This is a genomic window from Streptomyces incanus, from assembly GCF_042656345.1.
In the GTDB taxonomy this organism is placed as follows: domain Bacteria; phylum Actinomycetota; class Actinomycetes; order Streptomycetales; family Streptomycetaceae; genus Streptomyces; species Streptomyces incanus.
Genome location: NZ_JBHSPC010000015.1, coordinates 79297 through 100629 on the forward strand (window position 1 = coordinate 79297; position 21333 = coordinate 100629).

Below are 21333 nucleotides of genomic sequence, written 5' to 3' on the forward strand. Positions count from 1 at the left end.
GCCGAACTCCCCACGCGGGCCGTTGCTTGACTTGCTCCTCGGGCTGAAGCCCGAGGATTCTGGCCTTCTCTCCTGTTGCTGTGCCGCTACGCGGCACGGGGTTCGGGGGAGAATCCGTGGCTTCCTGCTTCGTTACGCTGTGCCGGGACGAGTCCTGGTCTGACCTGCGCTCCACAGGCTGCGACCGCCAGTCCGGCGGCCGTTTTCACGTTCTTCGCGGCGTTGTGATCCCGGTCATGGACCGTGCCGCACGCGGCGCAGGTCCACTCCCGCACGTGCAGGGGCTTGGGACCGTCCTTGACCCCGCAGGCCGAGCAGACCTGGCTGGTCGGCGTGAACCGGTCGATCTTCACCAGGGTCCGCCCGTACCGGGCCGCTTTGTATTCCAGCATGGCCACGAACTGTGACCAGCCCGCGTCGTGCACGCTTTTGGCGAGCCTGGTGCGGGCCAGTCCCTTCACCGCCAGGTCCTCCACCCCGATCGCTTGGTTCTCGCGGATCAGCTTCGTGGAGAGCTGGTGGTGGAACTCGCGGCGTGCGTCGGCCACTTGCGCGTGGGCGCGGGCGACCTTCAGACGGGCTTCCTCCCGGTTCCTGGACCCCTTCTGCTTACGGGACAGCTCACGCTGGGCCTTCTTCAGTTTCTTCTCCGCGCGGCGCAGGAACCGCGGAGAGTCGATCTTCGTGCCGTCGGACAGGACGGCGAAGTGGGTCAGCCCCAGGTCGATGCCGAGCAGTTGGTCGGTGTCCGGCATCACGGCGGCGTCGGCGTGCGGGTCGGTGTCGATCACGAAGGAAGCGAAGTACCGCCCGGACGAGTCCTTGATCACGGTGACCGAGGTCGGGGTGCTGGGCAGAGTGCGGGACCACTTCACCTTCACCGCCCCGATCTTCGGCAAGTTCAGCCGACCGCCACCAGTGATCGACCAGCGGGCATTGGCCGTGAACCGGAGCGACTGCCGGTTGTCCTTGCGGGATTTGAACCGAGGCGCACCCATCTTCGGACCCTTGCGGGCCCCTTTGAGGGAGGCGAAGAAGTTCTTGTAGGCAGCCTCGGCGTCCCGCAGAGACTGCTGGAGCACGACGGCGGATACCTCACCCAGCCAAGACCGCTCCCCGGTTCGCTTCGCCTCGGTGATCAGCTTCTTGGAGAGTTCACCGGCCGTCGGGAACGCCTCGCCCGCTTCCCGGGCGTCCTCGCGGGCGCGCACCGCGTCGTTGAACACGACGCGGGCGCACCCGAACGCCTTCGCCAGTGCCATTCCCTGGCTGGTGTCCGGGTACAGGCGGAAGCTGTACCGAAGCTGCATGACTGCCACGCTACATAATTGGGTTATGGGCGAGATGCAGAAGATCAGAACTGGCCGGCACTGTACTTTCGTGATGCATGTCCACTTGGTCTTCGTGACCAAGTTCCGGCACAAGGTGTTCACCGATGCCCATCTGACGCGCATGGAGGAGATCATGCGGTCGGTGTGCGCGGACTTCGAGTGCGAACTGGTGGAGTTCAACGGCGAGGACAACCACGTCCACCTCCTGGTGAACTTCCCGCCCAAGGTCACCGTCACCAAGCTGGTCAACTCCCTCAAGGGCGTCTCATCCCGCCGCCTGCGCCAGGAGTTCCCCGATCTGGTACGCCACTACTGGCGCGCCAACAAGCTCTGGTCCGGGTCCTACTTCGCCGGAACCGTCGGCGGCGCCCCACTCTCCGTGGTCAAGCAGTACATCGAGCAACGGAACCGGCCGACGTGAACTCTCCCGGAGCCGCCGGGACCAGGTCCTCGCCGCGGGTGGTGAACACGCACCATCCGGCTCCGCCGGACCACAATCCGCGACGCTCCGCGTCGCAGCCATCAGATTCGCTTCACCACCTGGCTGAAGCCCGGTGCACTGCGAATGAATCCAGGTAGCGGAGAGCCCCAGGACCGCACCAACCGATCCGGTGGTGTCGCGGTCCTCTTCTTCCTACGCGGGGCACGGTGGCTGTCCCGGCCGCGCTCCAGTGGTCCGCGGCAGCCTCTCAGGCCTCTCGGAGCTCGTAGACGTACTCGCTCTTCGCCTCGTCCTCGCCGACCAGGGTGAATCCGGCGCGGGTGACGACGCCCTGCGAGGGCGTGTTGGCGCGGTCGATGACGGCGGTGACGGTCCGTACGCCGTCCTGGGCCAGCGCCCACGCCGACAAGGTACGCAGCGCCTCCGTGGCGTAGCCGTGGCCGCGGGCGCCCTCGACGAGGTCGTAGCCGATCTCCACGCGTCCGTCCTGGTCCGGAGCGCTGTGGAATCCCATCGCGCCGACGGCGAGGCCGTCCTCCCGCCGGACCAGGACGTAGGCGGTCCACTCCGGGCGGAACTCCCCTTCCTCGTACTGCTTGACCATCATCCCGGCGCCGATCCGGGTGCCCTCGGCGGGAGCGGAGCCGACCCAGGCGAAGCCGCCGTCACCGCCCGCGCCGAGGTCGGCGGCGCTCGCCGGCGTGAGGCCCTCCAGATCGAGCCGCTCGCTGCGGAGCACCGGATTGTTGCTCCAGCGCCATGGGCCGACGGGCTCGCGCCCCGGCAGCTCGCCGCGCCCGGTCGCCCACAGCAGGGTCTGCCAGGGGGTGGGCCCCGGCCGGACCCGCGGAAAGATCCGGGTGAGGACGAACGAGGCCAGTTCGGCGGGCGGTTCGTACCGTACGCCCAGGCCCTCGGTGATGTCGTGGGTGTGCAGCAGCACCTCGGCCACACCCATCGCGGCGAAGCCCTCACGGTTCGCGTGCCGGAAGGGGTACGGGTGGAAGGCGCGGACCGCGCGCGGGGTGGTGCGGATCGTGGCGGCGAGGAGGGTGCCGGTCGTGGTGATCACCTGGAGGACGCCCGCGTTGTCGGCGGGGTCCAAGCCGTCGTCGGTGCCGTCGAGGGTGATCTCGAAGGGCACGTACGCGCTCTGCGCCCGGCCGGCCAACTGGCCTGCGTACGCGAGGAGATCGGAGGCTATGTGCACCGCGGTCCTCCGGCAGTCCCACTCCAGCCGTCCGGCCCGCACGCCTCCCCAATCCCGGTCGGTGGCCGCCCCCAGGGCTGCCACGCAGTGCGCGACGGCCTCCTCCACCCGTTCCGCCGGCTGTTCCGCTCCCAAGGTATGCATGAGGGGCAGGCTATGAGGGCGGCGGCACCGGGGTCGACAGCATTTCCAGCTCACCGCCGAGGTTGTACCGGGCCGTGGCCTCCCAGTGCTCCCGCCCGTACGACGTGCGGAACAGGCGGGGCAGGCCGAGGAGTTGGCGCAGTACGGCGGTTCGCCCCTCGCGGAAGGCGTCGTTGGGCACGAAGTGGTACTCCTCGCGGACGGCGGCGGTGTAGGCGGCGTACGCGGACGGGGGCGAGGCGAGGATCGCGAGGTCGGCGTCGCACAGCACCTGGCCGTCACGGTCGTCGTCGCCCGGGTCGTGGGTGACGGTGAGCCGCACCAGCCGCGCCACCTCGGCCACCTTCGCCTCCGGCACCCCGGCCTCGGCCAGCGCCCGCTCGGCCAGCCGCGCGGACCGCTCCTCGTTCTCGGACCGGTCGGGCAGATACACGGCGTCGTGGAACCAGGCGGCGAGGCGCACGACGTCCGGGTCGTCCGCGTACTCCGCCAGCTCGTCGACGTGATCCAGCACGGCGGTGAGGTGTGCGAGCGTGTGATAGCGCCGCTGCGGCTCCTGCCAGCGGGCCAGCAGGTTCTCGGCGTAGGGCACGGGATCGGGTCCGCCCCCGGCGCCGAGGGCCCCCTCCAGGGCGCGGACGAAACGCTCACGCAGCACATCGGTGTCGGCCATGCGGCCATTGTTCCTGCTGAGCACCCCGACAGGGCAGAGGCCGAGCTCGGCCCGTACGAGCCCCGTACGGCGCCCGTCCCGGCCCGGATCTCCGACGCCATCTCCGACGTCATCTCCGACCTCCGCCACGGCATGGTCCACTACCGCGCGGGCCGCACCACGGAAGCGCTGGGGTGGCGGCAGTTCTCCTGCTTCTCCAACTGGGGCTCCACCGTTTCGGCAACCCCGCGCCTCTCCACTCCCGTCCGTAGTGGCCCACGTCCGTCTCAACCAGCCCCTCGCCGCCCTGGGCGGCCTGGACACCGACCAGGGCCTCGGCGACGACACCCTGGAGATCGAGGCGGGCAGGGCGATGGCGGGGGAGACCGGCGGTCCGCTGGGCATGCGTCCGGACACCTGACGAACCGAGCGGCTTCGGCCCGCTCCGGCGGGTGCCTTGCTGAAAGGTGTGAGCACTTCGCAGGCGAGTGACACTTAAGTGCTCAGATGGGCACTATGGGGGTCATGGCGGCCGGGATGCTCACGTTTTCTGGCGGATGTGCCACGTGAACGACAGCGTCTACGTCGGCAACGCGGGCAAGGGTGCGGCGCTGGACCGGGGCCGGCCCCTCGGGCACCCTCTGCACCCCGTCCCGGACCTGAAGCACCTGCGCGCCGGCGCCGTCCCCACCGGTTCGAAGCCCCGTTACGTTTTCGCGGTCCGGCAAGAGGGTCGCCGGCCTCCCGCGCCTACTACGGCAAGCAGCGAGCCCGCGGCAAGACCCCCACCCGAGCTCTCCTCCGCCTGGCCCGCCGACGCGCCAGCGTTCTGTTCGCCATGCTCCGCGACGGCACCTTCTACGAACCCCGCGCACCCAAGGACATCGAACTCGCCGCATGACCCCAGCAAGCCGGAATCACCCCAAACCCGACGGGGTGCCTTGGCGAAAGACATAGAGGTACGTTGTCTGCGGCAAGGACCTTGGCGCCGGTTCTCGGTCCGTTGTTCCCCGACCCCCGGTTCCGGCAGCTCCGGCGAATCCGGCAGGTCCGGCACGTCCGATGCCGCCGGCGAATCGCGACAGGGCCCCGAGCGGCCGCTAGCTTGGCCTGCATGACGACTCCTGCTGATGTGCATGGCGTGCGTGAACCCGGGCTTCCCGGAAGGTTGTTGACCGTTGAGCGGGACGCGCTGGTTCCGTTGCTGCGGGGCCGGGCGGAGGAGGACTTCACCCTGCCGGTCGCGGCCTGCCCGGGGTGGAGCGTGCGGGATGTGCTGGCGCACTGCTCGTCCGCGTTCACGCGGGTGCTGGAGGGCCGGTTCGAGCAGGGGGTGTTCTCGCCCGCGTGCAACGACCGGGACATCGCCGAGCGGGCCGAATGGAGCAACCAGCGCGTCGTCGACGAGCTGGAGCGCGGGATGACCGAGGCCGGGCCGGTGATCGCGAAGGCGGGCGGGGTGCTGGACATCCTCGCGCTGGGCGAGTGGGTGCACGCGGGGGACGTGCGTGAGGCGTTCGGAGAGCCCGGCGCGTACGCGGGCGCGGGGCTGCCGTCCGCACTCTCCCTGATGGCCTACGTGACATGCCGGAAGGGGCACCTTTCGCTGCACGCCGACCTCGACGACGCGGACGAGCCCCTGCGGCTGGGCGACATCTCGGGACGGCGACCCCCGGCGCGGTACATCGGGGACGGGCCGACGCTCGTACGGCTCTACGCGGGGCGGCCGGTGGACGGGGCCTCGTACGAGCTGGCCGGGGCGGAGGCCGGTGAGCTGAACATCTTCGACGAATGAGGCGCGGCGAGGGCTCCAGGGGCGCGGATCCTCGGTGGGCGAGCGTAGGGTGGATTGGACTAGACCTCTAGTCGCCGCCGACCGATGCCGAGGAATGGGGTCCCATGAGCGAGCGTGCAGTCCTGGAGGTGATCGCCCTCGACGCCGAGGACGCGGTCGCCGCGCAGGCCGGAGGCGCGGACCGGCTCGAGCTGGTCACCGACATGGCCGCCGACGGGCTCACTCCGTCCGCCGCCACCGTCGCCGCCGTCCGCGCGGCCGTCGGCCTCCCGCTACGGGTGATGCTGCGCCTCGCCGACGGGTTCGCCGCCGGTGACCCCGACCGGCTGGTGCGCACGGCCCACCAGGTGCGGGACGCCGGGGCCGAGGAGTTCGTCCTCGGGTTCCTCGACACCGACGGCCGGGTGGACCTGGACGCCGTGGAGCGGGTGACCGGTGCGCTGGACGGCTGCCGCTGGACCTTTCACCGCGCCATCGACCGCGCCGCCGACCGCGACGCCCTCCGCAAGCAGCTCGACGGGCTGCCCGGCCTCGACGCCTACCTGACGGCCGGCGCGCCCGGCGGTGTCGCCGACGGGCTGCCCACCCTGCTCGCCGAGGCCCGGCGGGGGCGAGAAGGCGAACCCGGCTACCAGCAGGAGCTGCTCGTCGGCGGCGGCCTGCGGCTGGAGCAGGTGCCCACCCTGCTCGCCGCCGGGATCCGTGCCTTCCACATCGGGGGCGCGGCCCGGCCCGACGGATGGACCGGGCCCGTCTCGGCGGAGGCCGTCGCCCAGTGGCGACGCGTGGTGGACGGGGCGGTGGACGGGGGCTGACACCGGTTCCGCCGGACCGGCTCAGTTCAGCAGCTGCTCCGGCAGGGGCGCCGCGTGGGTCACGAGCAGGCCCGAGACCGCGCGGGTCAGGGCGACGTACAGGCGGCGCAGGCCGGTGCGTTCGTCGGGCTCGCCGTCGACCACGGCGCGTGGCTCGTCCAGGACCACGTAGTCGTACTCCAGGCCCTTCGCCAAGGACGCCGGGACCAGGGTGAGCCGGGTGTCGTACGTCGTCTCCTCGCCCGGCGCGACGTAACCGAGGCCCGCGTCCGCCAGGGCCTGAGCCAGCTCCGGGATCCGGGCGTCGGCGGCGATCAGGCCGACCGAGCCCTCGTTGCGCAGCAACTCGCCGCACGCGGACACCACGTCACCAGCCCCCGCGATCCGGCGGATCTCGAAGAAGCCCGGGTTGTCACGGATCGACGCCACCGGCGCCAGACCCGGCGCGATGTGCGGGAGCAGCCGGGAGGCGTAGGCGATCACGTCCGTCGGGACGCGGAAACCGGCGGTCAGCTCCTCGACCACCGCGTCCCGCTTGCCCAGGTGGCCCAGCGCCTCCTCCCAGCTTCGGGTCGCCCACGGCGTGGTGCCCTGGGCCAGGTCGCCGAGGACGGTCGCCGAACCGGTCGTGCAGCGCCGGCCCACCGCCCGGTACTGCATGGAGGAGAGGTCCTGCGCCTCGTCGAGCACCACGTGCCCCAGGGAGTGGGTGCGCCGGATCAGGTCGGTGGCCTCGTCGATCAGTACCGCGTCCGCCGCCGACCACTTCGCGGACTTCACCGACCGTGCCGGCTTCGCCCAGAGGATCGCCTTCCGCTCGTCCTCGTCGAGCAGTCCGGCCGCGTGCTCGGCCAGGAACTCCGGGTCCGCCAGCAGCCGCAGGACGAGCTTCGCCGGGTCGACGGCCGGCCAGAGGGCCTTCACCGCCGCCTTCACCGCGCTGTTGCGGGCCACCGCGTCCTGCACCCTGTCGTCCGGTGCCTCCCCGGCCCGCTCCATCTGCACCAGCACGGCGTGCGCGATGCGCTGCGGCAGGGCCTCGCGGGCGGCGCCGTAGCGGATGTCCCGGTCGAGCAACTGGCGGACGAGTTCCTCCAGTTCGTACGCCGGTACCCGCCAGCGGCGCGAGCCGCGCACGACGACGACCGGTTCGGTGGGCGGGCTCACGTGCGCGTAGAGGGCCCGGCGCAGTACCTCGGCCATCCTCGCGTCGCCCTTGACGAGCGCGGCCCGCGCGTCGTCCGTCCCGCGCACCTCGACATGGGACACCAGGTCGTCCACCGTCGCCTGCCCGACCGCCAGCTCGCCCAGCGCGGGCAGCACCTGCTCGATGTAGTGCAGGAAGGACCGGTTCGGCCCGACGACCAGCGTGCCCGTGCGGGCCAGCCGCTCGCGGTGGGCGTACAGCAGGTAGGCGACCCGGTGCAGGCCGACGGCCGTCTTCCCGGTACCGGGGCCTCCCTGCACACAGACACTGCCCGACAGGCCGGACCGTACGATCTCGTCCTGCTCGGGCTGGATCGTGGCGACGATGTCCCGCATCGGACCGACGCGCGGGCGCTCGATCTCCCGCTGGAGCAGCCTGCTCGTGACGGTGGCCCCGGCGGAGCCGGAGAATGTCACTGCCGCCGGGTCGGACAGGTGCTCGTCCTCGTACGCCGTGAGGTCCCCGCCGGTGTAGCCGAAACGGCGGCGCAGCGCGACGTCCATCGGGTCCTTCCTGGACGCCCGGTAGAACGGCTGCGAGACCGGCGCACGCCAGTCGATCACCATCGGGTCGCCGCCGGCGTCGTGCACATGCCGGCGCCCGATGTGCAGTGTCTGATAAGCGGCCTCCGGCTGCGGGCGCTCGCCCTCGGCCCCCTCCGCCTCCTCGGCGCCCGGGGCGTGCAGGTAGTCGAGGCGACCGAAGAACAGCGGAGTGTCGCTGAGGTCGGCCAGGGCCTTGATCCGGTCCCCGATCTGCCGCTCCAGGATCTGCGCGTTGACCCAGTTCGCGGTGACGTCGCGGATGTCGAGGGCCTCGACGTCCTCGCGCATCGCGCGCAGGGCGGTACGGGACGCGGAGAGGTGGGAGCGCTCGCGGGCCAGGGGGCCTCCGCCGTCGCTTTCGGTGCTGGTGCTGGTGCTGGTGCTGGTGCCGGCGCCGGCGCCGGCGCCGGTGACGGGCGCGGTTGTGGTGGCGGGCGTGGGTTCGGGGACGTGCGCGGGCACGGGTCTGCCTCCGGCTGGTGCGGGCGGTGATGCCGCGTGATCACGGCATGGCGGACCGTCCGGTTTCCGTCCGGGCGGTGGCACTCCGGCGAGGGAGGCGGGAAGGCCCCGGACGGCTTCCGTTCCAGTGGCCGGGGCGAGCGGGAGATTCTAGTCGGCTCCCGCGCCGGGGACGAACGATTAATGTGTCCCGCCGTTCCGCCGTCCCGGGCTTCGGGGTTCCGCGCCCCTCAGGGCTCTCCGGGGCGTGGGTACTCCTCGCAGGGGAGACCGTGCATCTCAGGGCGTACGTGACGGGATCCGAAGGTGAGCCCAGCGACCGATGCTCCGAACGGGTGATCCGGCGCACTCTGGACACATGAGTACAGCGACCTTCACCCCAGGCAATCAGGCCCGTGGGCCGGGCGCCCCGCACCGCGGTGCCACCGCCACCGGCTCCGTTCCTCACTCCCCGCACCGCATCGGCAACGCCCTGCGCGCGGTCCGGGTCTTCGCCGAGAGCTTCTTCTCGGTCACCGTCCTCGGCGAGTACGGCGAGGAGGCGGGCGTCCGCCGGAGGTGACGGCCCGCCCGAGCCTCCCGGCCCATCCGCCCCGCCCGCGGTCGCGCGGGCTGAGTACGCGGACAGGTACCGGCTGAGTACGCGCCCCCGTGTCCGGGCACCCCTCACACGGGTCGACCGGCGTCATGAGCCGAGCCCACCTCGCGCCCCTGTTGCCGGCGGTGCCCCACCCGCCCGACCGGGACCGCCGGGCCCGGGCGGCGCCCACCGTCGCGATCGTGCTTCTGGTGTTCCTGCTGCCCGTGGCGTTCCCGCTGGGCGCGATGTCCGTCATGGCGACCGACAGGTGCGGGCCCGACGACTGTCCGCAGAAGCTGACGACCACCCTGGACGTGGTCCTCCGGTCGCTGCCCGTCGGCGGCGTCCTCACCTTCTGCACCTTCTGCGCCCGGTTCACGTCCTGGGTGCTTCCGTGGAGGACCCGGTGGTCGGCCCTGCGCGCCTCGGCGGCAGCGAGAACGCTGCTGCCGCCGCTCTTCACCGTGGGCACCGGTGTTCCGCCTTCCCCGGGAGTGGACCGCACCCCCGGCACCCCGCTAGCTCTCCGTGAGGAGTTCGTCCGCGTCCACGATCCGGTACGCGTATCCCTGCTCCGCCAGGAACCGCTGGCGGTGGGCCGCGAAGTCCTGGTCGATGGTGTCGCGGGCGACGACGGAGTAGAAGTGGGCCTTGTGGCCGTCCGCCTTGGGGCGCAGCACCCGGCCCAGCCGCTGGGCCTCCTCCTGCCGGGACCCGAAGGTGCCCGACACCTGGATGGCGACCGTGGCCTCCGGCAGGTCGATCGAGAAGTTCGCGACCTTGGACACGACCAGGACGCTGATCTCGCCCTCCCGGAACGCGTCGAACAGCTTCTCCCGCTGGGCGTTCGACGTCTCGCCCTTGATCACGGGGGCGTTCAGGTGCTCGCCCAGCTCGTCCAGCTGGTCGATGTACTGCCCGATGACGAGGATCTGCTGCCCCGCGAACCGCCGGACGATCGCCTCCGTGACCTTCCGCTTGGTGGCGGTCGTCGCGCAGAAGCGGTACTTCTCCTCCGTCTCCGCGGTGGCGTACGCGATCCGCTCGGAGTCGGTGAGGTTGACCCGGACCTCGACGCAGTCGGCGGGCGCGATGTAACCCTGCGCCTCGATCTCCTTCCACGGCGCGTCGAACCGCTTCGGCCCGATCAGCGAGAACACGTCCGACTCGCGGCCGTCCTCCCGCACCAGCGTCGCCGTCAGGCCCAGCCGCCGCCGGGCCTGGAGGTCCGCGGTGAACTTGAAGACGGGCGCGGGCAGCAGATGCACCTCGTCGTACAGGATCAGGCCCCAGTCCCGGGAGTCGAACAGCTCCAGGTGCGGGTAGACGCCCTTCCGGCGGGTCGTCAGCACCTGGTAGGTGGCGATGGTGACGGGCCGGATCTCCTTCCGCGTCCCGCTGTACTCGCCGATCTCGTCCTCGGTCAGCGAGGTCCGCTTCACCAGCTCGTGCTTCCACTGGCGGGCCGAGACGGTGTTGGTGACCAGGATCAGCGTGGTCGCCTTCGCCTGCGCCATCGAACCGGCACCGACCAGCGTCTTGCCCGCGCCGCAGGGCAGGACGACCACGCCGGAGCCGCCGTGCCAGAAGTTCTCCACGGCCTGCTTCTGGTACGGGCGCAGCGTCCACCCGTCCTCGCGCAGCTCGATGTCGTGCGCCTCGCCGTCCACGTACCCGGCGAGATCCTCGGCCGGCCAGCCCAGCTTCAGCAGCACCTGCTTGATCTGCCCGCGCTCCGAGGGGTGCACGGCGACGGTGTCCGGGTCGAGGCGGGCGCCCACCAGCGGGGCGATCCGCTTGGAGCGCAGCACCTCCTCCAGCACGGGCCGGTCGGTGCTGGTGAGGACGAGACCGTGCGCCGGGTGCTTGAGCAGGCTGAGCCGGCCGTAGCGGTCCATCGTCTCGGCGATGTCGACGAGCAGCGCGTGCGGCACCGGGTAGCGGCTGTACTTCACCAGCGCGTCCACGACCTGCTCGGCGTCGTGGCCGGCGGCCCGCGCGTTCCACAGGCCGAGCGGGGTCACCCGGTAGGTGTGGATGTGTTCCGGCGCCCGCTCCAGCTCGGCGAACGGCGCGATGGCACGACGGCACTCACCGGACTGTTCGTGGTCGACTTCCAGGAGAAGCGTCTTGTCGGACTGGACGATGAGCGGACCATTCACGCGCGGTTGCCTTTCTGCGACGGACCCGGCACGGGCACAGCACGGCCAAACGTCCAGTTTGCCTGATCGCCCGTCCCCTGGGGGCCGGAGTGACGGCGGCCACAAGGACAGCGGACGACGCTCCGGCAGGGGGCCGCGCCCGGCAGGGGGCCGTGCCCGTCAGCAGACCGTGCCCGGTCCGGACGCCGTGGCGCGCAGCAGATCACGCACCAGGTCGAAGTCGATGGTCCCCCCGCGCTCCGGCTTGCGGAACCGCAGACAGCCCTTGCCCATGTCGTGCCCCGCCAGCCGGTCCTCGAAGGCCGCGCGGACGTCGCTTCGCAGGAGGTAGAAGGAGACGTACTGCCTCTGCGAGGCGAAGGCGATCTCGGCCGTGCCGTTCCGCTCGTAGGCGGGCATGCCGTACGCCATCACCTCGGCGAAGCCCTCGAGCTCCGCCCTGCACAACCGCCGCAGCTCGGCCAGGGCGGTCCTGCGCCCCTCCGGGACCTCGGCGAGGTAGCTGTCGACGTCCGCCGCCGTGCTCTGCACCATGAGTGCAGCGTACGCGGGAAGGCCACCCGGACGGCGGAGCCCGCTCAGCCCTCGTCGTCCGCCAGTTCCGCGACCCCGGTGATCCGGTGCAGCGGGTACGTCCGCACCTCGTCGGCCGTGTGGTCGTACGCCGTGACGAAGCCGCCCTCGACGCGGACCGGGGCGATGACACGCTGGCTGGCGGCGCCCTCCGCGTTCACGTAGCCGATCCACAGCGTCTCGCCGGTGAGGACGGCGGCCTGCAGGGTGGCGAGGGTCTCGGCGGGCCCGGTGCGCGGCAGCTCCCCGCTCCCCGCCCCGGCACCGTCCGCCTCCCCGGCCTTGGCCTTGCGCGGGGCGGTCGAGGCGAGGTCACCGGCACGGACGGCGCGGATCGCCGCGCTGAGCAGCGTGTCGTCGGGCACCGGCGGCCCCTCCGGGACCGGCTCGGGTGCCGCGCGCGGCGGGGTGCGACGGGCGTCGGCGCGGGTGATCAGGACATCGCCCTCGGCGGACTCGGCGGCCGGCGCGAACCCCATCCGGCGCAGCCCCTCCAGCAGGCCGGCCGGATCGGCCTGCGCGGCCAGCACCGTCGGCGCGAGCCTGCGCAGGCCCAGTCCCACGGCCCGCTTGTCGGCGAGGATCTCGTTCAGCACCGCGTCGTCGTCGCAGCGTACGTACGCGGAGGCCGCGCCCACCCGCAGATGCCCGTGCCTGCGGGCCACGTCGTCGATCAGATACGCCAGTGGCTGCGGCACCGGAGTGCGGGAGTGCGCGGCGAGGAAGGCGTGCAGGTCGGCGGCGGCCCGGCCGGCGTCCAGGGCACGGCGTACCGAGCCCGGCGTGAACCGGTAGACGGTCGCCCCGCCCTTCGACTCCACGTCCGCCAGCACCCCCAGCATGTCCGCGAGGGGCCGCTGGAGCGGGCCGGGCGCGACCGCCGTCAGGTCGGCCTGGAGCAGGACGTGGTCCAGTGGCTCGGGCAGCTGCGGGGCGAGCAGCCGGGCGGCGACGGCGGACGCGGCGGCCTGCTCGGCGGGGGTGAGGGCGGGAGAGGGTGGGGCGGGGGAGCCCGGATGCGGGACGGCCGGCCGGTGGTGGACGGGGAGCCGGTCGCCCGGCCCCGTCGACTCCGGCACCCGGTCCGTCCGCTCGGGNNCGAGCAGGGCCCGGCCGTGCGCGGACAGCGCGCCGCGGCCGGTGACGCCCAGCATCTCGGCCTCGGTCAGCGTCCACCGGGCGAGCCGCGAGCGCAGATCGTCGCCCCCGCCTCCGTCCCCGCCCGAGCCCGTGGAACCGGAACCGGCGGCACCGCCCGCCGAGCGCGGCGGCCGCTCCCACCGCAGCCGCTCCGTCACCGACCCGACGTCCGGCGCCGCCCCCTCCGGCAGCCCCGCGAGCAGCTCCAGCACCCGGCGCCGCACCTCGGGCGCCGCCGACCGGTCGAGCCCCGGACCCAGTGCCGACAGGGTGTGGTCCTTCGCGTCCCGCCCTCCGACCAGTCCCGGCGTCCGGGTCGCCGTCAGCCACGCCGCGGCCAGCGTCGTCCAGCGCTCGGCGGCGGGCCGCTCCCGCCAGGTGTCGTACGCCGGGGTCGCCGCGTACCGCTCGTCGTCCCCCACTGCCTTAAGGGCGTGGGAGGTGCCCCCACCACCGTCGGAGGCCAGCAGACCGGCCACATGGGCCAGTTCGACCCAGAACGCGGCGACCGGCTCGGTCACGTCCAGGGCGACGGCGGTCCGCTTCAGGTCCCGCACGCTCAGCCCGCCGGACCGCAGCACCGCCGGACCGCCCTCGTCCCAGTCCTTCAGCAGCTCCTCGACGGTCGCCAGCGCCGCGTACGCCTGCCCGGCCGCCGTCGCGTCCACCACCGGTGGACGGTGCGTGGCCGCGGCCTCGACCGGCGGCGGCACCGGCTCCACCGTCCGGTGCGCCCGCCCGCCGCGCAGATGCAGCGCCACCTCCCGCGGCAGGACGACCGTCCCGGGCGCGATCGGCAACAGCAGCCCCCGGTCCAGCAGCCGGCGCAGCCGGGTCGCCGGATCGGCGGTGACCTGACCGTAGGGCGGCCCCCAGAGCAGCCGCTCCAGCACATCCAGTGACTCGAACGGCACCTCGTCCAGCAGTGCCGCCATCCGCTCCCGGTCCGTGAACAGCCCGGTCAGCTCCGCCACGGCGGAGACCGAGTCGTGCGTGGAGGGCAGCCCCACCGTCGTGACGATCTCCTGGATCCGGCCCGGGGACATCCCGGCCGTCGCCTCCCGCACGGTCGGGCCGAGGCCCGTGGGCGAGGGATGCTGCGGGGAAGGGGAGAGCAGCTCACGGGCCGTGCGGACCAGCCGCAGCCGGTCGTCGTCACCCCACACCAGCGCCTGCTCGCGCAACGTCCGCACGGCGCCCGGCAGCGCGGCGGACACCGCCCGGTCGCCCTCGTCGCCCGCCAGCAGCCCGAGCAGCTCGTCGTACGGCGCCGGATCCGCCGCCACGGCCAGCGCCTGCGCGGTCTGCAGCGTGAACCGGTCCAGCCGGTCCAGGGCGCGGACGACCGAGGCGCGGGTGCCGGCCCGGGTGGCCAGCTGCGTGAGGTCGGCGGGCACGGGCGTGACGAGATCCGGCCGGCTGCGCAGGAGCGCGGCAAGCTCGGCGTCGTCCCGTCCCCGGAGCGCCTCCGCGAGGGATCGGGGGGCCGCCGCGGGCTTCTCCTCGGTGCTCATCCGCATCACCGTAGCGGGTGGGTGCTCCGGTGGGGTGCGTGGAGTTGGGCCGGGCGGCCGCAGTCGCGGTACCGTCGTCCGACGTCGTCCGCCAACGCATCCGCCCCGGAGGGGACTTCGTGGGTATCGAGAGTGACCAGGTCGTCTACGAGTATCTGAGCCGCGTCGGCGACGTGGCCCAGCAGCGGCAGCTGCCGTCGGCGACCCGTATGCGTCTGGTCGCCCGGCTGCGGGACGAGATCGACCGGCGCCGGGCGAAGACCGTCGTCGATTCCCCGGCCGCCGTGCGCCGCATCATCTCCCGCATGGGCACCCCGGACGAGATCGTGACGGCGGCCTCCTCCGGCACCTCCGGCTCCACCGGCACTTCCGGCTCCTTCGGCACCGAGGGGATGGCTTGGGGGGCGGAGGAGGACGGGGGCGCCACCCTGGGCAAACCCGGGCCCGCGACCGCCGCCGTCCCCGCCCAGCGGGCCGGCGACCGCGCCCAGCGGGCGAAGAACGTCCTGCGCCGCGTCGTCCCCCGCCCCCGCCAGGCCGGGGACCCGAACGCCACCCCTGCCGCACCCTCCGCCCCCGACGGACCGTCCGCACCGCACCAGGCCGGTACGGACGAACTCGGCGACAGCGCCGACCAGCCCGACTGGTGGCGGGTGGACAGCAGCCCCTTCGGCGTCGGCGACTCGGTGCCCGGCTTCATCGGCGGCGTGGAGATCCCCGAACTGCTCAAGGCCCCGCCGTCCAAGGAAGCGAAGGACGCCGAGGGCGCCGGCGGGCCGGGCGGGAAGGCACCCGGGGCGTCCGTACCCGGTGCGCGAACCGCCCCGCAGGCCGAAGGGGCCCCCGCCGCCGTCGAGGCCGGGGCCGGGAAGAGCGGCTCCGCTTCCCGGCGCCTGCTCCCACGCCTGCCGTCCGGCGGCTGGAGCAACCCCCTGCTCCTGGTCGCCGCGGGCCTGCTGGTCGTGGGCGCCGTGCTCGGCAACTGGTTCGCCCTGCTCCTCGGCTGGGTCATCGTCTACGCCTCCCGCCGCCTCACCCAGGCCGAGATCAAGTGGGCGGTCGTCGTCCTGCCCGGTCTCGCGCTCGCGGGCGGAGCCGTCTGGCTCTGGGGCAGGACCGAGGGGCGCTGGGGCGCCCCCGTCGCCGACGGCACCATGAACGACGCCGTTTCCGAGACCTGGCCCTGGGTGGTCCGGGCCGCGGCCGTCGCCTCGGCCCTGTTCCTGACCTGGCGTTCCCAGCGGCCCCGCTGAGGGGCGCGTACGCCCGCGGCCTGTTGTTTGCGTGCACTGGGCACAATGGCGGGTATGGCCTCCACGACCACGCTTGCGCCCACCGTCGGCTTCGACCTCGACATGACGCTCATAGACTCCCGGCCCGGCATCCGCGCCTGCTACCAGGCACTCTCCGAGCGGACCGGGACGTACATCGACGCCGATCTCGCCGTCACCCGGCTGGGGCCGCCCCTCGCGGACGAGCTGGCCAACTGGTTCCCGGCCGAGCGGATCGACGAGGTGGCCGACCTGTACCGGGCGATGTACCCGACGTTCGCCATCGCCGCCACGCCCGCGCTGCCCGGCGCCCGCGAGGCCATGTCCGCCGTACGCGAGGCGGGCGGGCGCGCCATCGTCGTCACCGCGAAGTACGAGCCGAACGCCAAGCTGCACCTGGCCCACCTCGGTATCGAACCGGACGCCGTGATCGGCGACCTGTGGGCCGAGCAGAAGGCGCTGGCGCTGCGCGAGCACGGCGCGGGCGTGTACGTCGGCGACCACGTGGGCGACGTACGCGGCGCGCGGACCGCCGACGCGCTGTCCGTCGCCGTCGCCACCGGCCCCTGCGACCCCGCGGAGCTGCGGGAGGCGGGCGCGGACGTGGTCCTCGCCGACCTGACGGAATTCCCCCGCTGGCTCTCGGGCTACGTGAACGACTAGGCCGACGGGGGCAAGCCGGGTCACTCCCCGGCGGTACGCGCCCGACGGCGTCCCGCCGCGGCCGAGCGCAGCACGCCCGCGCCGGCCATCAGGAATCCGACGCCCATGAGCATGCTCAGTACGAACATGTACGTCGGAAACGCCTCGATTCCGAGGAACAACGGGGCCACCGTGACCAGAGTGGCCACAGCTCCGATGATGAACACGATGCCGCCGGCACGGACCAGACCGTCTCCGGGAGCCGGGGAATTCGCTTGGGTTTTGTCAGCCACCCGACCAGGGTAGTTCCTGGCCCGAGGGAACAACCCGGCGACAGTCTTGTCACCTGCTCGAAGACCACTAGCCTTGGTGACGGCGGGTCACCGGGACCCGCCCGAGCGCTATCAAGAGCCGTTTTCAGAAGCAGTTTTCCGACGAGTACGAGGACGAGGACAGACGTGCCTACCGGCAAAGTCAAGTGGTTCAACAATGAGAAGGGCTTCGGCTTTCTCTCCCGCGACGACGGCGGCGACGTCTTCGTCCATTCCTCGGTCCTCCCCGCCGGACTCGAGACGCTGAAGCCGGGCCAGCGCGTCGAGTTCGGCGTGGTCGCCGGGCAGCGCGGTGATCAGGCCCTGTCCCTGACCGTCATCGACCCGACCCCGTCGGTCGCGGCGGCCCAGCGCAAGAAGCCCGACGAGCTGGCCTCCATCGTCCAGGACCTGACGACCCTGCTGGAGAACATCACGCCGATGCTGGAGAAGGGCCGCTACCCGGAGCGCGCCTCCGGGAAGCAGATCGCCGGCCTTCTGCGCGCCGTCGCCGACCAGTTGGACGTGTGAGAGCACCCCGTCACGGGAACCGCAGCGCGTCCGGGCCGAGGGGCGGTACCAGTCCCTCGGCCGCCGCGCGCGTCAACAGGCCCCGTACCGCCGCGTAGCCGTCCTCGCCGAGGTCGGCGGTGAACTCGTTGACGTACAGCCCGATGTGCTGGTCGGCGACGGCCGGGTCCATCTCCTGGGCGTGCTCCATGACGTACGGACGCGCCGCCTCGGGGTCGTCCCAGGCGGCCCGTACGGAGGTGCGGACCGCGTCGGCGAGCAGGGTCAGGGTCTTCGGGCCGAGGGACCGCTTGGCGATGATCGCGCCGAGCGGGATCGGCAGCCCGGTGGTCCGCTCCCAGTGCTCGCCCATGTCGGCGAGCCGGTGCAGCCCGTAGTTCTGATACGTGAAGCGCGCCTCGTGGATCACGAGTCCCGCGTCGACCTTCCCGTCCCGCACGGCCGGCATGATCTCGTGGAACGGCATGACGACGATCTCGCCGATCCCGCCGGGCAGGGTGTCCGCCGCCCAGAGGCGGAAGAGCAGGTACGCCGTCGACTTCTCGCTCGGCACCGCGACCGTACCGCCGCTCAGTCCCCCGGGCTCTCGGCCCCGCTCGAGCGGGGAGGTACCCTCACGCCCCTCGCCCCGCGTCAGCACCAGCGGGCCGCAGCCGCGGCCGAGCGCGCCTCCGCAGGGCAGCAGGGCGTACTCGTCGAGGACGTAGGGGAGGGCCGCGTACGACACCTTCAGCACGTCGAACTCGCCGCGCTCGGCCATGCCGTTGGTGATGTCGATGTCGGCGAAGGTGACGTCGAGGGCGGGCGCGCCGGGGACACGGCCGTGCGCGAGGGCGTCGAAGACGAAGGTGTCGTTCGGGCAGGGGGAGTACGCGATGCCCAGCGGCCGATCACCGGTCGCGGACTGCTGCTCGCCGTACTCGCCGTACTCGCCGTCCCCGCCGGACTGGCTGGGCTCGTGGGGCTCGTGGGGCTTACGGGATTCACTGGTCATGCCGGTTCCAACTCTCCAGGACGGGCGCGAGCTTCCCGAAGCCCTCGGTGAGGGCCGTCAGGGCGTCGCCGATGCGCCACGCATCGCGGTCGCGCGGGCCGACGGGGTTCGACACCGCCCGGATCTCCAGCACGGGCACACCGTGCGCGGCGGCGGCCTCGGCGACCCCGAAGCCCTCCATGGCCTCGGCGAGCGCGCGGGGGTGCAGGTCGCCGAGGTGCGCGGCGCGGGCCGCGGTGCCGGTCACCGTCGACACGGTGAGGACGGCGCCGGTGAGCGCGCCGGTCGCGGCGGCCGCGTCCCGGACCAGGGCGGTGGGGGGCAGGTGGGTGACGGTGCCGAAGCCGAGGGCGGTCACCGGCAGGAAACCGTCCGCCGTCCCGGCGCCCAGGTCGGCAGCGGTGATCTCGTCGGCGACGACGAGCGAGCCGACGGGCGCGTGGGGCGCGAAACCGCCGGCGATCCCGGCCGAGACGACGAGGTCGTAGGAGCGGCCGGTCAGGGCGGCGGCGGTCAGGGCGGTGGCCGTGGAGGCGGCGGCGAGGGCCGGACCGACACCGGCGGCGAGCACGTCGGGACCGTCGGCGATCTCGACCACGGTCACTCCCGGCAGGGCGACCTCGTGCGAGGCCCCCGGGAACGCCCTGGCCACCGCGTCCCGCTCGGCGGGGACCGCGGTGGCCACGAGGATGCCGCCCCGGGCCCTCAGCCCCGTACGGGCGGGGTACGCGGGGCCGGCGGAGGTACCGGGGCCGCTCGAGCCGCTCCTCGGGTTGATCAGGCGTCCTTCTTCAGCCGGAAGTTCCACAGGCCCGTGGCGTTGCTCTCGCCCTCCTTGACCGACACCAGGGTCGAGTTGCCCCGGGCGCCGTACTGGGCGTTGAAGAACACGCTGCCGGGGATGGTGCGGTACGTCTTGGTGCTGGAGTCGGTCAGCGGCTGGCCGTTCATCAGGATCGTCCAGCCCTTGTCGGCGATCTCCGGGTCGACGCCGAAGCGCACGGTCTCGTCCGGGTCGACCGTGATCTCCTTGACGCCCTTGTCCTGCAGGCACTTGGTGACCTCGGCGGCCTTCAGCGCCTCGCCGTGGCCACCGCAGGTCGCCTCGGAGTTCACCGAGGAGCTGCCGACGGTGAGGGTGGAGATCGCCGTCGGCTTGTTGCAGGCCGACAGGACGAGCAGTCCGGCGGATACGGCGCCGACGGTGGCGACGGCGCGGCGGCGTCGCACGGCGCGGGCACTCGGAGCGGCTGCGCCGCGAGGCAACGTGGTCATGGACGGAAGGCTATCGGGCGCGCCCCGCCCGCTCCCCACGTGGGGGTACGGCGTGGCCGGAGCGTTACGCCACTCGCGCGCGGACGCCGCACGGAACACTCCGCCGCACGGAACACTCCGCCGCACGGAACACTCCGCCGTACGGAACACTCCGCCGTACGGCGGACGGGCTCACGCCACGCGAGCGCGCCCGGCGCCTCTTCCCTGCCGGGCCGAGCCGATCAGGCCGCGCACGGTGGTCAGCCAGCCCGTGGCGACGATCGCGGCGCCCACCGCCAGGCCCAGCGACCCGATCAGCGGCATCGCGATGCCGATCGCCCCGCCGAGCACCCACGACACCTGGAGCAGGGTCTCGGAGCGCGCGAACGCCGACGTACGGACCGTTTCGGGCACGTCCCGCTGGATCAGCGCGTCCAGGGACAGTTTGGCCAGCGCCTGCGCGAACCCGGCGACCGCGGCCAGACAGGCGATCACGACCGCCCCGAACAGCGCCGCCGCGGTGATCGCCGTGGCGGCCACACAGGCGACCACCGCCACGATGATGATCTCCGGCGCCCGGGATCTCAGCGACGCCCCGACGGCCGTACCGAGCGCGTTGCCCATGCCCGCCGCCACACCCACTATGCCCAGGGACACGGCGGCGCTCTGCCCGGTCATCGGATGCCCGCGCAGCAGGAACGCGAGGAAGAAGATCAGGAATCCGGTCAGACAGCGGATGGACGCGTTGGCGGCCAGCGCGTGGGTGACGGCCGGGCCGACCGTGCGCAGGCCGGGCCGCTTGACCGGCTTGAGGTGCGGGCCGTGCAGATGCGTCTCGTCCGCCGCGAGCAGCGCCGTGGCCTCACCCTTCGCGGAGTCCACCTTCGACGGCAGCGTGAACGACAGCACCGTCCCCGTCACGAACAGGACGAATGCCCCGTACAGCGGCCAGCGCGGCCCGATCTGGTGGAGTCCCGCGCCGATCGGGGCCGCGATGCCGGTGGCCAGCAGCCCGCCGAGGGTGACCCGCGAGTTGGCCTTCACCAGGGAGAACGCGGGTGGCAGCAGCCGGGGCACGACGGCGCTTCTGACCACCCCGTACGCCTTCGAGGAGACCAGCACGCCGAGGGCGGCCGGATACAGCTGGATGCTGCCGGTGACGACGGCCCCGGACAGCACCAGGGCGAGGATCGCGCGGGCGAGCATCGCGCCCGCCATCGCGGCCCGGCGACCGTGCGGGAGGCGGTCGAGGAGCGGGCCGACCACCGGGGCCAGGAGCGTGAACGGGGCCATCGTGATGGCGAGGTAGAGGGCGACCCGGCCGCGGGCCTCGTCCGTCGGCACGGAGAAGAAGACGGTGGACGCGAGCGCGACGGTGATCATGACGTCGCCGGCGCCGTTCACCCCGTGCAGTTCGATCAGTTTGCCGAGCCCGGACTCGCCGGCGCCTTGCGCGTGGGTGGCCCGGCGGATTCCGCGCGCGGTCCCGGTCACCGGCAGGCGCAGGCCGCGCCCGAGCGCACGGAGCGGACTGCCCGTCCGGCCCGTCCCGACGCGTCGGCCCTTTTTCGGGCCCTTCACCTTGACCCCGTTCGCACCACCGGTCCCGGTGACGCCCTGGGGTGTCCTCGCGGTAGCCACGACGTTCATAGTGCCCCGATATGGCGGTACGTAGTGCCCCAACGGTGGCGACGGCACCGACGCGTGCCGCTGTCCGGCGGAACACCGCACCGGTACGGTGACTGCCGACCGCCCTGC

19 protein-coding genes and 2 pseudogenes are annotated in these 21333 nt (G+C 72.8%); 9 read left to right on the forward strand and 12 right to left on the reverse strand.

The genetic code is table 11. From position 1 onward, the window contains the following. Positions 1-86 precede the first annotated feature (86 nt). Positions 87-1310 carry an RNA-guided endonuclease InsQ/TnpB family protein gene (locus ACFP2V_RS06185; protein ID WP_381206625.1) on the reverse strand — a complete coding sequence of 408 codons (1224 nt, stop codon included), beginning with the start codon at positions 1308-1310 and terminating at the stop codon, positions 87-89. A 25-nt stretch (positions 1311-1335) separates the two neighbouring features. Here ACFP2V_RS06185 and tnpA point away from each other — a divergent pair, with 25 nt between their 5' ends. Next, positions 1336-1752 (forward strand): IS200/IS605 family transposase, encoded by a 417-nt coding sequence (gene tnpA / locus ACFP2V_RS06190; protein ID WP_381206628.1) that lies wholly within the window; start codon positions 1336-1338, stop codon positions 1750-1752. A gap of 268 nt (positions 1753-2020) precedes the next feature. Here tnpA and ACFP2V_RS06195 read toward each other — a convergent pair whose 3' ends face one another. Further along, a complete protein-coding gene (locus ACFP2V_RS06195; RefSeq protein WP_381206632.1) occupies positions 2021-3127 on the reverse strand; it encodes a GNAT family N-acetyltransferase in 1107 nt (368 codons plus the stop codon). A 10-nt stretch (positions 3128-3137) separates the two neighbouring features. Beyond that, positions 3138-3800 carry an HD domain-containing protein gene (locus ACFP2V_RS06200; RefSeq protein ID WP_381206635.1) on the reverse strand — a complete coding sequence of 221 codons (663 nt, stop codon included), beginning with the start codon at positions 3798-3800 and terminating at the stop codon, positions 3138-3140. A gap of 51 nt (positions 3801-3851) precedes the next feature. On the opposite strand from ACFP2V_RS06200, the pseudogene ACFP2V_RS06205 reads away from it, so the two are divergent. From ACFP2V_RS06205 to ACFP2V_RS06220, 4 genes and pseudogenes are all read left to right on the forward strand, one after another. Beyond that, positions 3852-4200 (forward strand): annotated as a pseudogene (locus tag ACFP2V_RS06205) (DUF5063 domain-containing protein); the annotation flags it as partial. Positions 4201-4512: 312 nt separating this feature from the next. Then, positions 4513-4680 (forward strand): annotated as a pseudogene (locus ACFP2V_RS06210) (IS110 family transposase); the annotation flags it as partial. 213 nt (positions 4681-4893) lie between these two features. Next, positions 4894-5574: a maleylpyruvate isomerase family mycothiol-dependent enzyme gene (locus ACFP2V_RS06215; protein WP_381206638.1), complete on the forward strand. Its 681-nt coding sequence runs from the start codon at positions 4894-4896 to the stop codon at positions 5572-5574. 104 nt (positions 5575-5678) lie between these two features. Next, entirely contained in the window at positions 5679-6389 is a 711-nt protein-coding gene (locus ACFP2V_RS06220; protein ID WP_381206641.1) for a copper homeostasis protein CutC, read from the forward strand. A 21-nt stretch (positions 6390-6410) separates the two neighbouring features. Here ACFP2V_RS06220 and ACFP2V_RS06225 read toward each other — a convergent pair whose 3' ends face one another. Next, positions 6411-8480 carry a HelD family protein gene (locus ACFP2V_RS06225; protein WP_381207529.1) on the reverse strand — a complete coding sequence of 690 codons (2070 nt, stop codon included), beginning with the start codon at positions 8478-8480 and terminating at the stop codon, positions 6411-6413. Positions 8481-8961: 481 nt separating this feature from the next. On the opposite strand from ACFP2V_RS06225, the gene ACFP2V_RS06230 reads away from it, so the two are divergent. Then, positions 8962-9165 (forward strand): hypothetical protein, encoded by a 204-nt coding sequence (locus ACFP2V_RS06230; RefSeq protein WP_381206643.1) that lies wholly within the window; start codon positions 8962-8964, stop codon positions 9163-9165. Positions 9166-9701: 536 nt separating this feature from the next. Here the strand turns inward: ACFP2V_RS06230 and ACFP2V_RS06235 are convergent. The 3 genes from ACFP2V_RS06235 to ACFP2V_RS06245 form a co-directional block, all read right to left on the reverse strand. After that, entirely contained in the window at positions 9702-11345 is a 1644-nt protein-coding gene (locus ACFP2V_RS06235; protein ID WP_381206646.1) for a DNA repair helicase XPB, read from the reverse strand. Positions 11346-11504: 159 nt separating this feature from the next. Continuing rightward, the gene (locus tag ACFP2V_RS06240) at positions 11505-11879 is read right to left on the reverse strand and encodes an iron chaperone (RefSeq protein ID WP_381206649.1); all 375 of its coding nucleotides are present in this window, start codon (positions 11877-11879) and stop codon (positions 11505-11507) included. Positions 11880-11923: 44 nt separating this feature from the next. Next, on the reverse strand, positions 11924-14572 hold the full coding sequence (locus ACFP2V_RS06245; RefSeq protein ID WP_381206652.1) for a helicase-associated domain-containing protein: 2649 nt from the start codon (positions 14570-14572) through the stop codon (positions 11924-11926). A gap of 119 nt (positions 14573-14691) precedes the next feature. On the opposite strand from ACFP2V_RS06245, the gene ACFP2V_RS06250 reads away from it, so the two are divergent. Both ACFP2V_RS06250 and ACFP2V_RS06255 read left to right on the forward strand, forming a co-directional pair. Further along, the gene (locus tag ACFP2V_RS06250; protein ID WP_381206655.1) at positions 14692-15825 is read left to right on the forward strand and encodes a hypothetical protein; all 1134 of its coding nucleotides are present in this window, start codon (positions 14692-14694) and stop codon (positions 15823-15825) included. Positions 15826-15879: 54 nt separating this feature from the next. Further along, positions 15880-16506 carry an HAD family hydrolase gene (locus tag ACFP2V_RS06255; RefSeq protein WP_381206658.1) on the forward strand — a complete coding sequence of 209 codons (627 nt, stop codon included), beginning with the start codon at positions 15880-15882 and terminating at the stop codon, positions 16504-16506. 20 nt (positions 16507-16526) lie between these two features. On the opposite strand, the gene ACFP2V_RS06260 is transcribed toward ACFP2V_RS06255, so the two are convergent. After that, positions 16527-16778: a hypothetical protein gene (locus ACFP2V_RS06260; protein ID WP_381206661.1), complete on the reverse strand. Its 252-nt coding sequence runs from the start codon at positions 16776-16778 to the stop codon at positions 16527-16529. 165 nt (positions 16779-16943) lie between these two features. Between ACFP2V_RS06260 and ACFP2V_RS06265 the strand changes: the two genes are divergently transcribed. Next, positions 16944-17327 (forward strand): cold-shock protein, encoded by a 384-nt coding sequence (locus ACFP2V_RS06265; RefSeq protein WP_381206664.1) that lies wholly within the window; start codon positions 16944-16946, stop codon positions 17325-17327. 10 nt (positions 17328-17337) lie between these two features. Here ACFP2V_RS06265 and ACFP2V_RS06270 read toward each other — a convergent pair whose 3' ends face one another. The 4 genes from ACFP2V_RS06270 to ACFP2V_RS06285 all read right to left on the reverse strand — a co-directional run bounded on the left by ACFP2V_RS06270 (position 17338) and on the right by ACFP2V_RS06285 (position 21216). Then, positions 17338-18321, reverse strand: a complete 984-nt coding sequence (locus ACFP2V_RS06270) for a 1,4-dihydroxy-6-naphthoate synthase (protein ID WP_381206667.1) — start codon at positions 18319-18321, stop codon at positions 17338-17340. Beyond that, positions 18311-19006 carry a futalosine hydrolase gene (locus ACFP2V_RS06275; RefSeq protein WP_381206670.1) on the reverse strand — a complete coding sequence of 232 codons (696 nt, stop codon included), beginning with the start codon at positions 19004-19006 and terminating at the stop codon, positions 18311-18313. Before ACFP2V_RS06275 ends, ACFP2V_RS06270 begins: the two co-directional genes overlap by 11 nt. A gap of 92 nt (positions 19007-19098) precedes the next feature. Further along, complete coding sequence (locus ACFP2V_RS06280; RefSeq protein WP_381206673.1) at positions 19099-19596, reverse strand: DUF2771 domain-containing protein; 498 nt, start codon at positions 19594-19596, stop codon at positions 19099-19101. A gap of 171 nt (positions 19597-19767) precedes the next feature. Next, complete coding sequence (locus ACFP2V_RS06285; RefSeq protein WP_381206676.1) at positions 19768-21216, reverse strand: MFS transporter; 1449 nt, start codon at positions 21214-21216, stop codon at positions 19768-19770. Positions 21217-21333: the final 117 nt, after the last annotated feature.

Coding starts and splice junctions, on each gene's coding strand:
- ACFP2V_RS06230 (WP_381206643.1), top strand. CDS start 8,962: ATGAGTACAGCGACCTTCACCCCAGGCAATCAGGCCCGTGGGCCGGGC.
- ACFP2V_RS06280 (WP_381206673.1), bottom strand. CDS start 19,596: ATGACCACGTTGCCTCGCGGCGCAGCCGCTCCGAGTGCCCGCGCCGTG.
- ACFP2V_RS06185 (WP_381206625.1), bottom strand. CDS start 1,310: ATGCAGCTTCGGTACAGCTTCCGCCTGTACCCGGACACCAGCCAGGGA.
- ACFP2V_RS06255 (WP_381206658.1), top strand. CDS start 15,880: ATGGCCTCCACGACCACGCTTGCGCCCACCGTCGGCTTCGACCTCGAC.
- ACFP2V_RS06195 (WP_381206632.1), bottom strand. CDS start 3,127: ATGCATACCTTGGGAGCGGAACAGCCGGCGGAACGGGTGGAGGAGGCC.
- ACFP2V_RS06215 (WP_381206638.1), top strand. CDS start 4,894: ATGACGACTCCTGCTGATGTGCATGGCGTGCGTGAACCCGGGCTTCCC.
- ACFP2V_RS06270 (WP_381206667.1), bottom strand. CDS start 18,321: ATGACCAGTGAATCCCGTAAGCCCCACGAGCCCCACGAGCCCAGCCAG.
- ACFP2V_RS06200 (WP_381206635.1), bottom strand. CDS start 3,800: ATGGCCGACACCGATGTGCTGCGTGAGCGTTTCGTCCGCGCCCTGGAG.
- tnpA (WP_381206628.1), top strand. CDS start 1,336: ATGGGCGAGATGCAGAAGATCAGAACTGGCCGGCACTGTACTTTCGTG.
- ACFP2V_RS06220 (WP_381206641.1), top strand. CDS start 5,679: ATGAGCGAGCGTGCAGTCCTGGAGGTGATCGCCCTCGACGCCGAGGAC.
- ACFP2V_RS06240 (WP_381206649.1), bottom strand. CDS start 11,879: ATGGTGCAGAGCACGGCGGCGGACGTCGACAGCTACCTCGCCGAGGTC.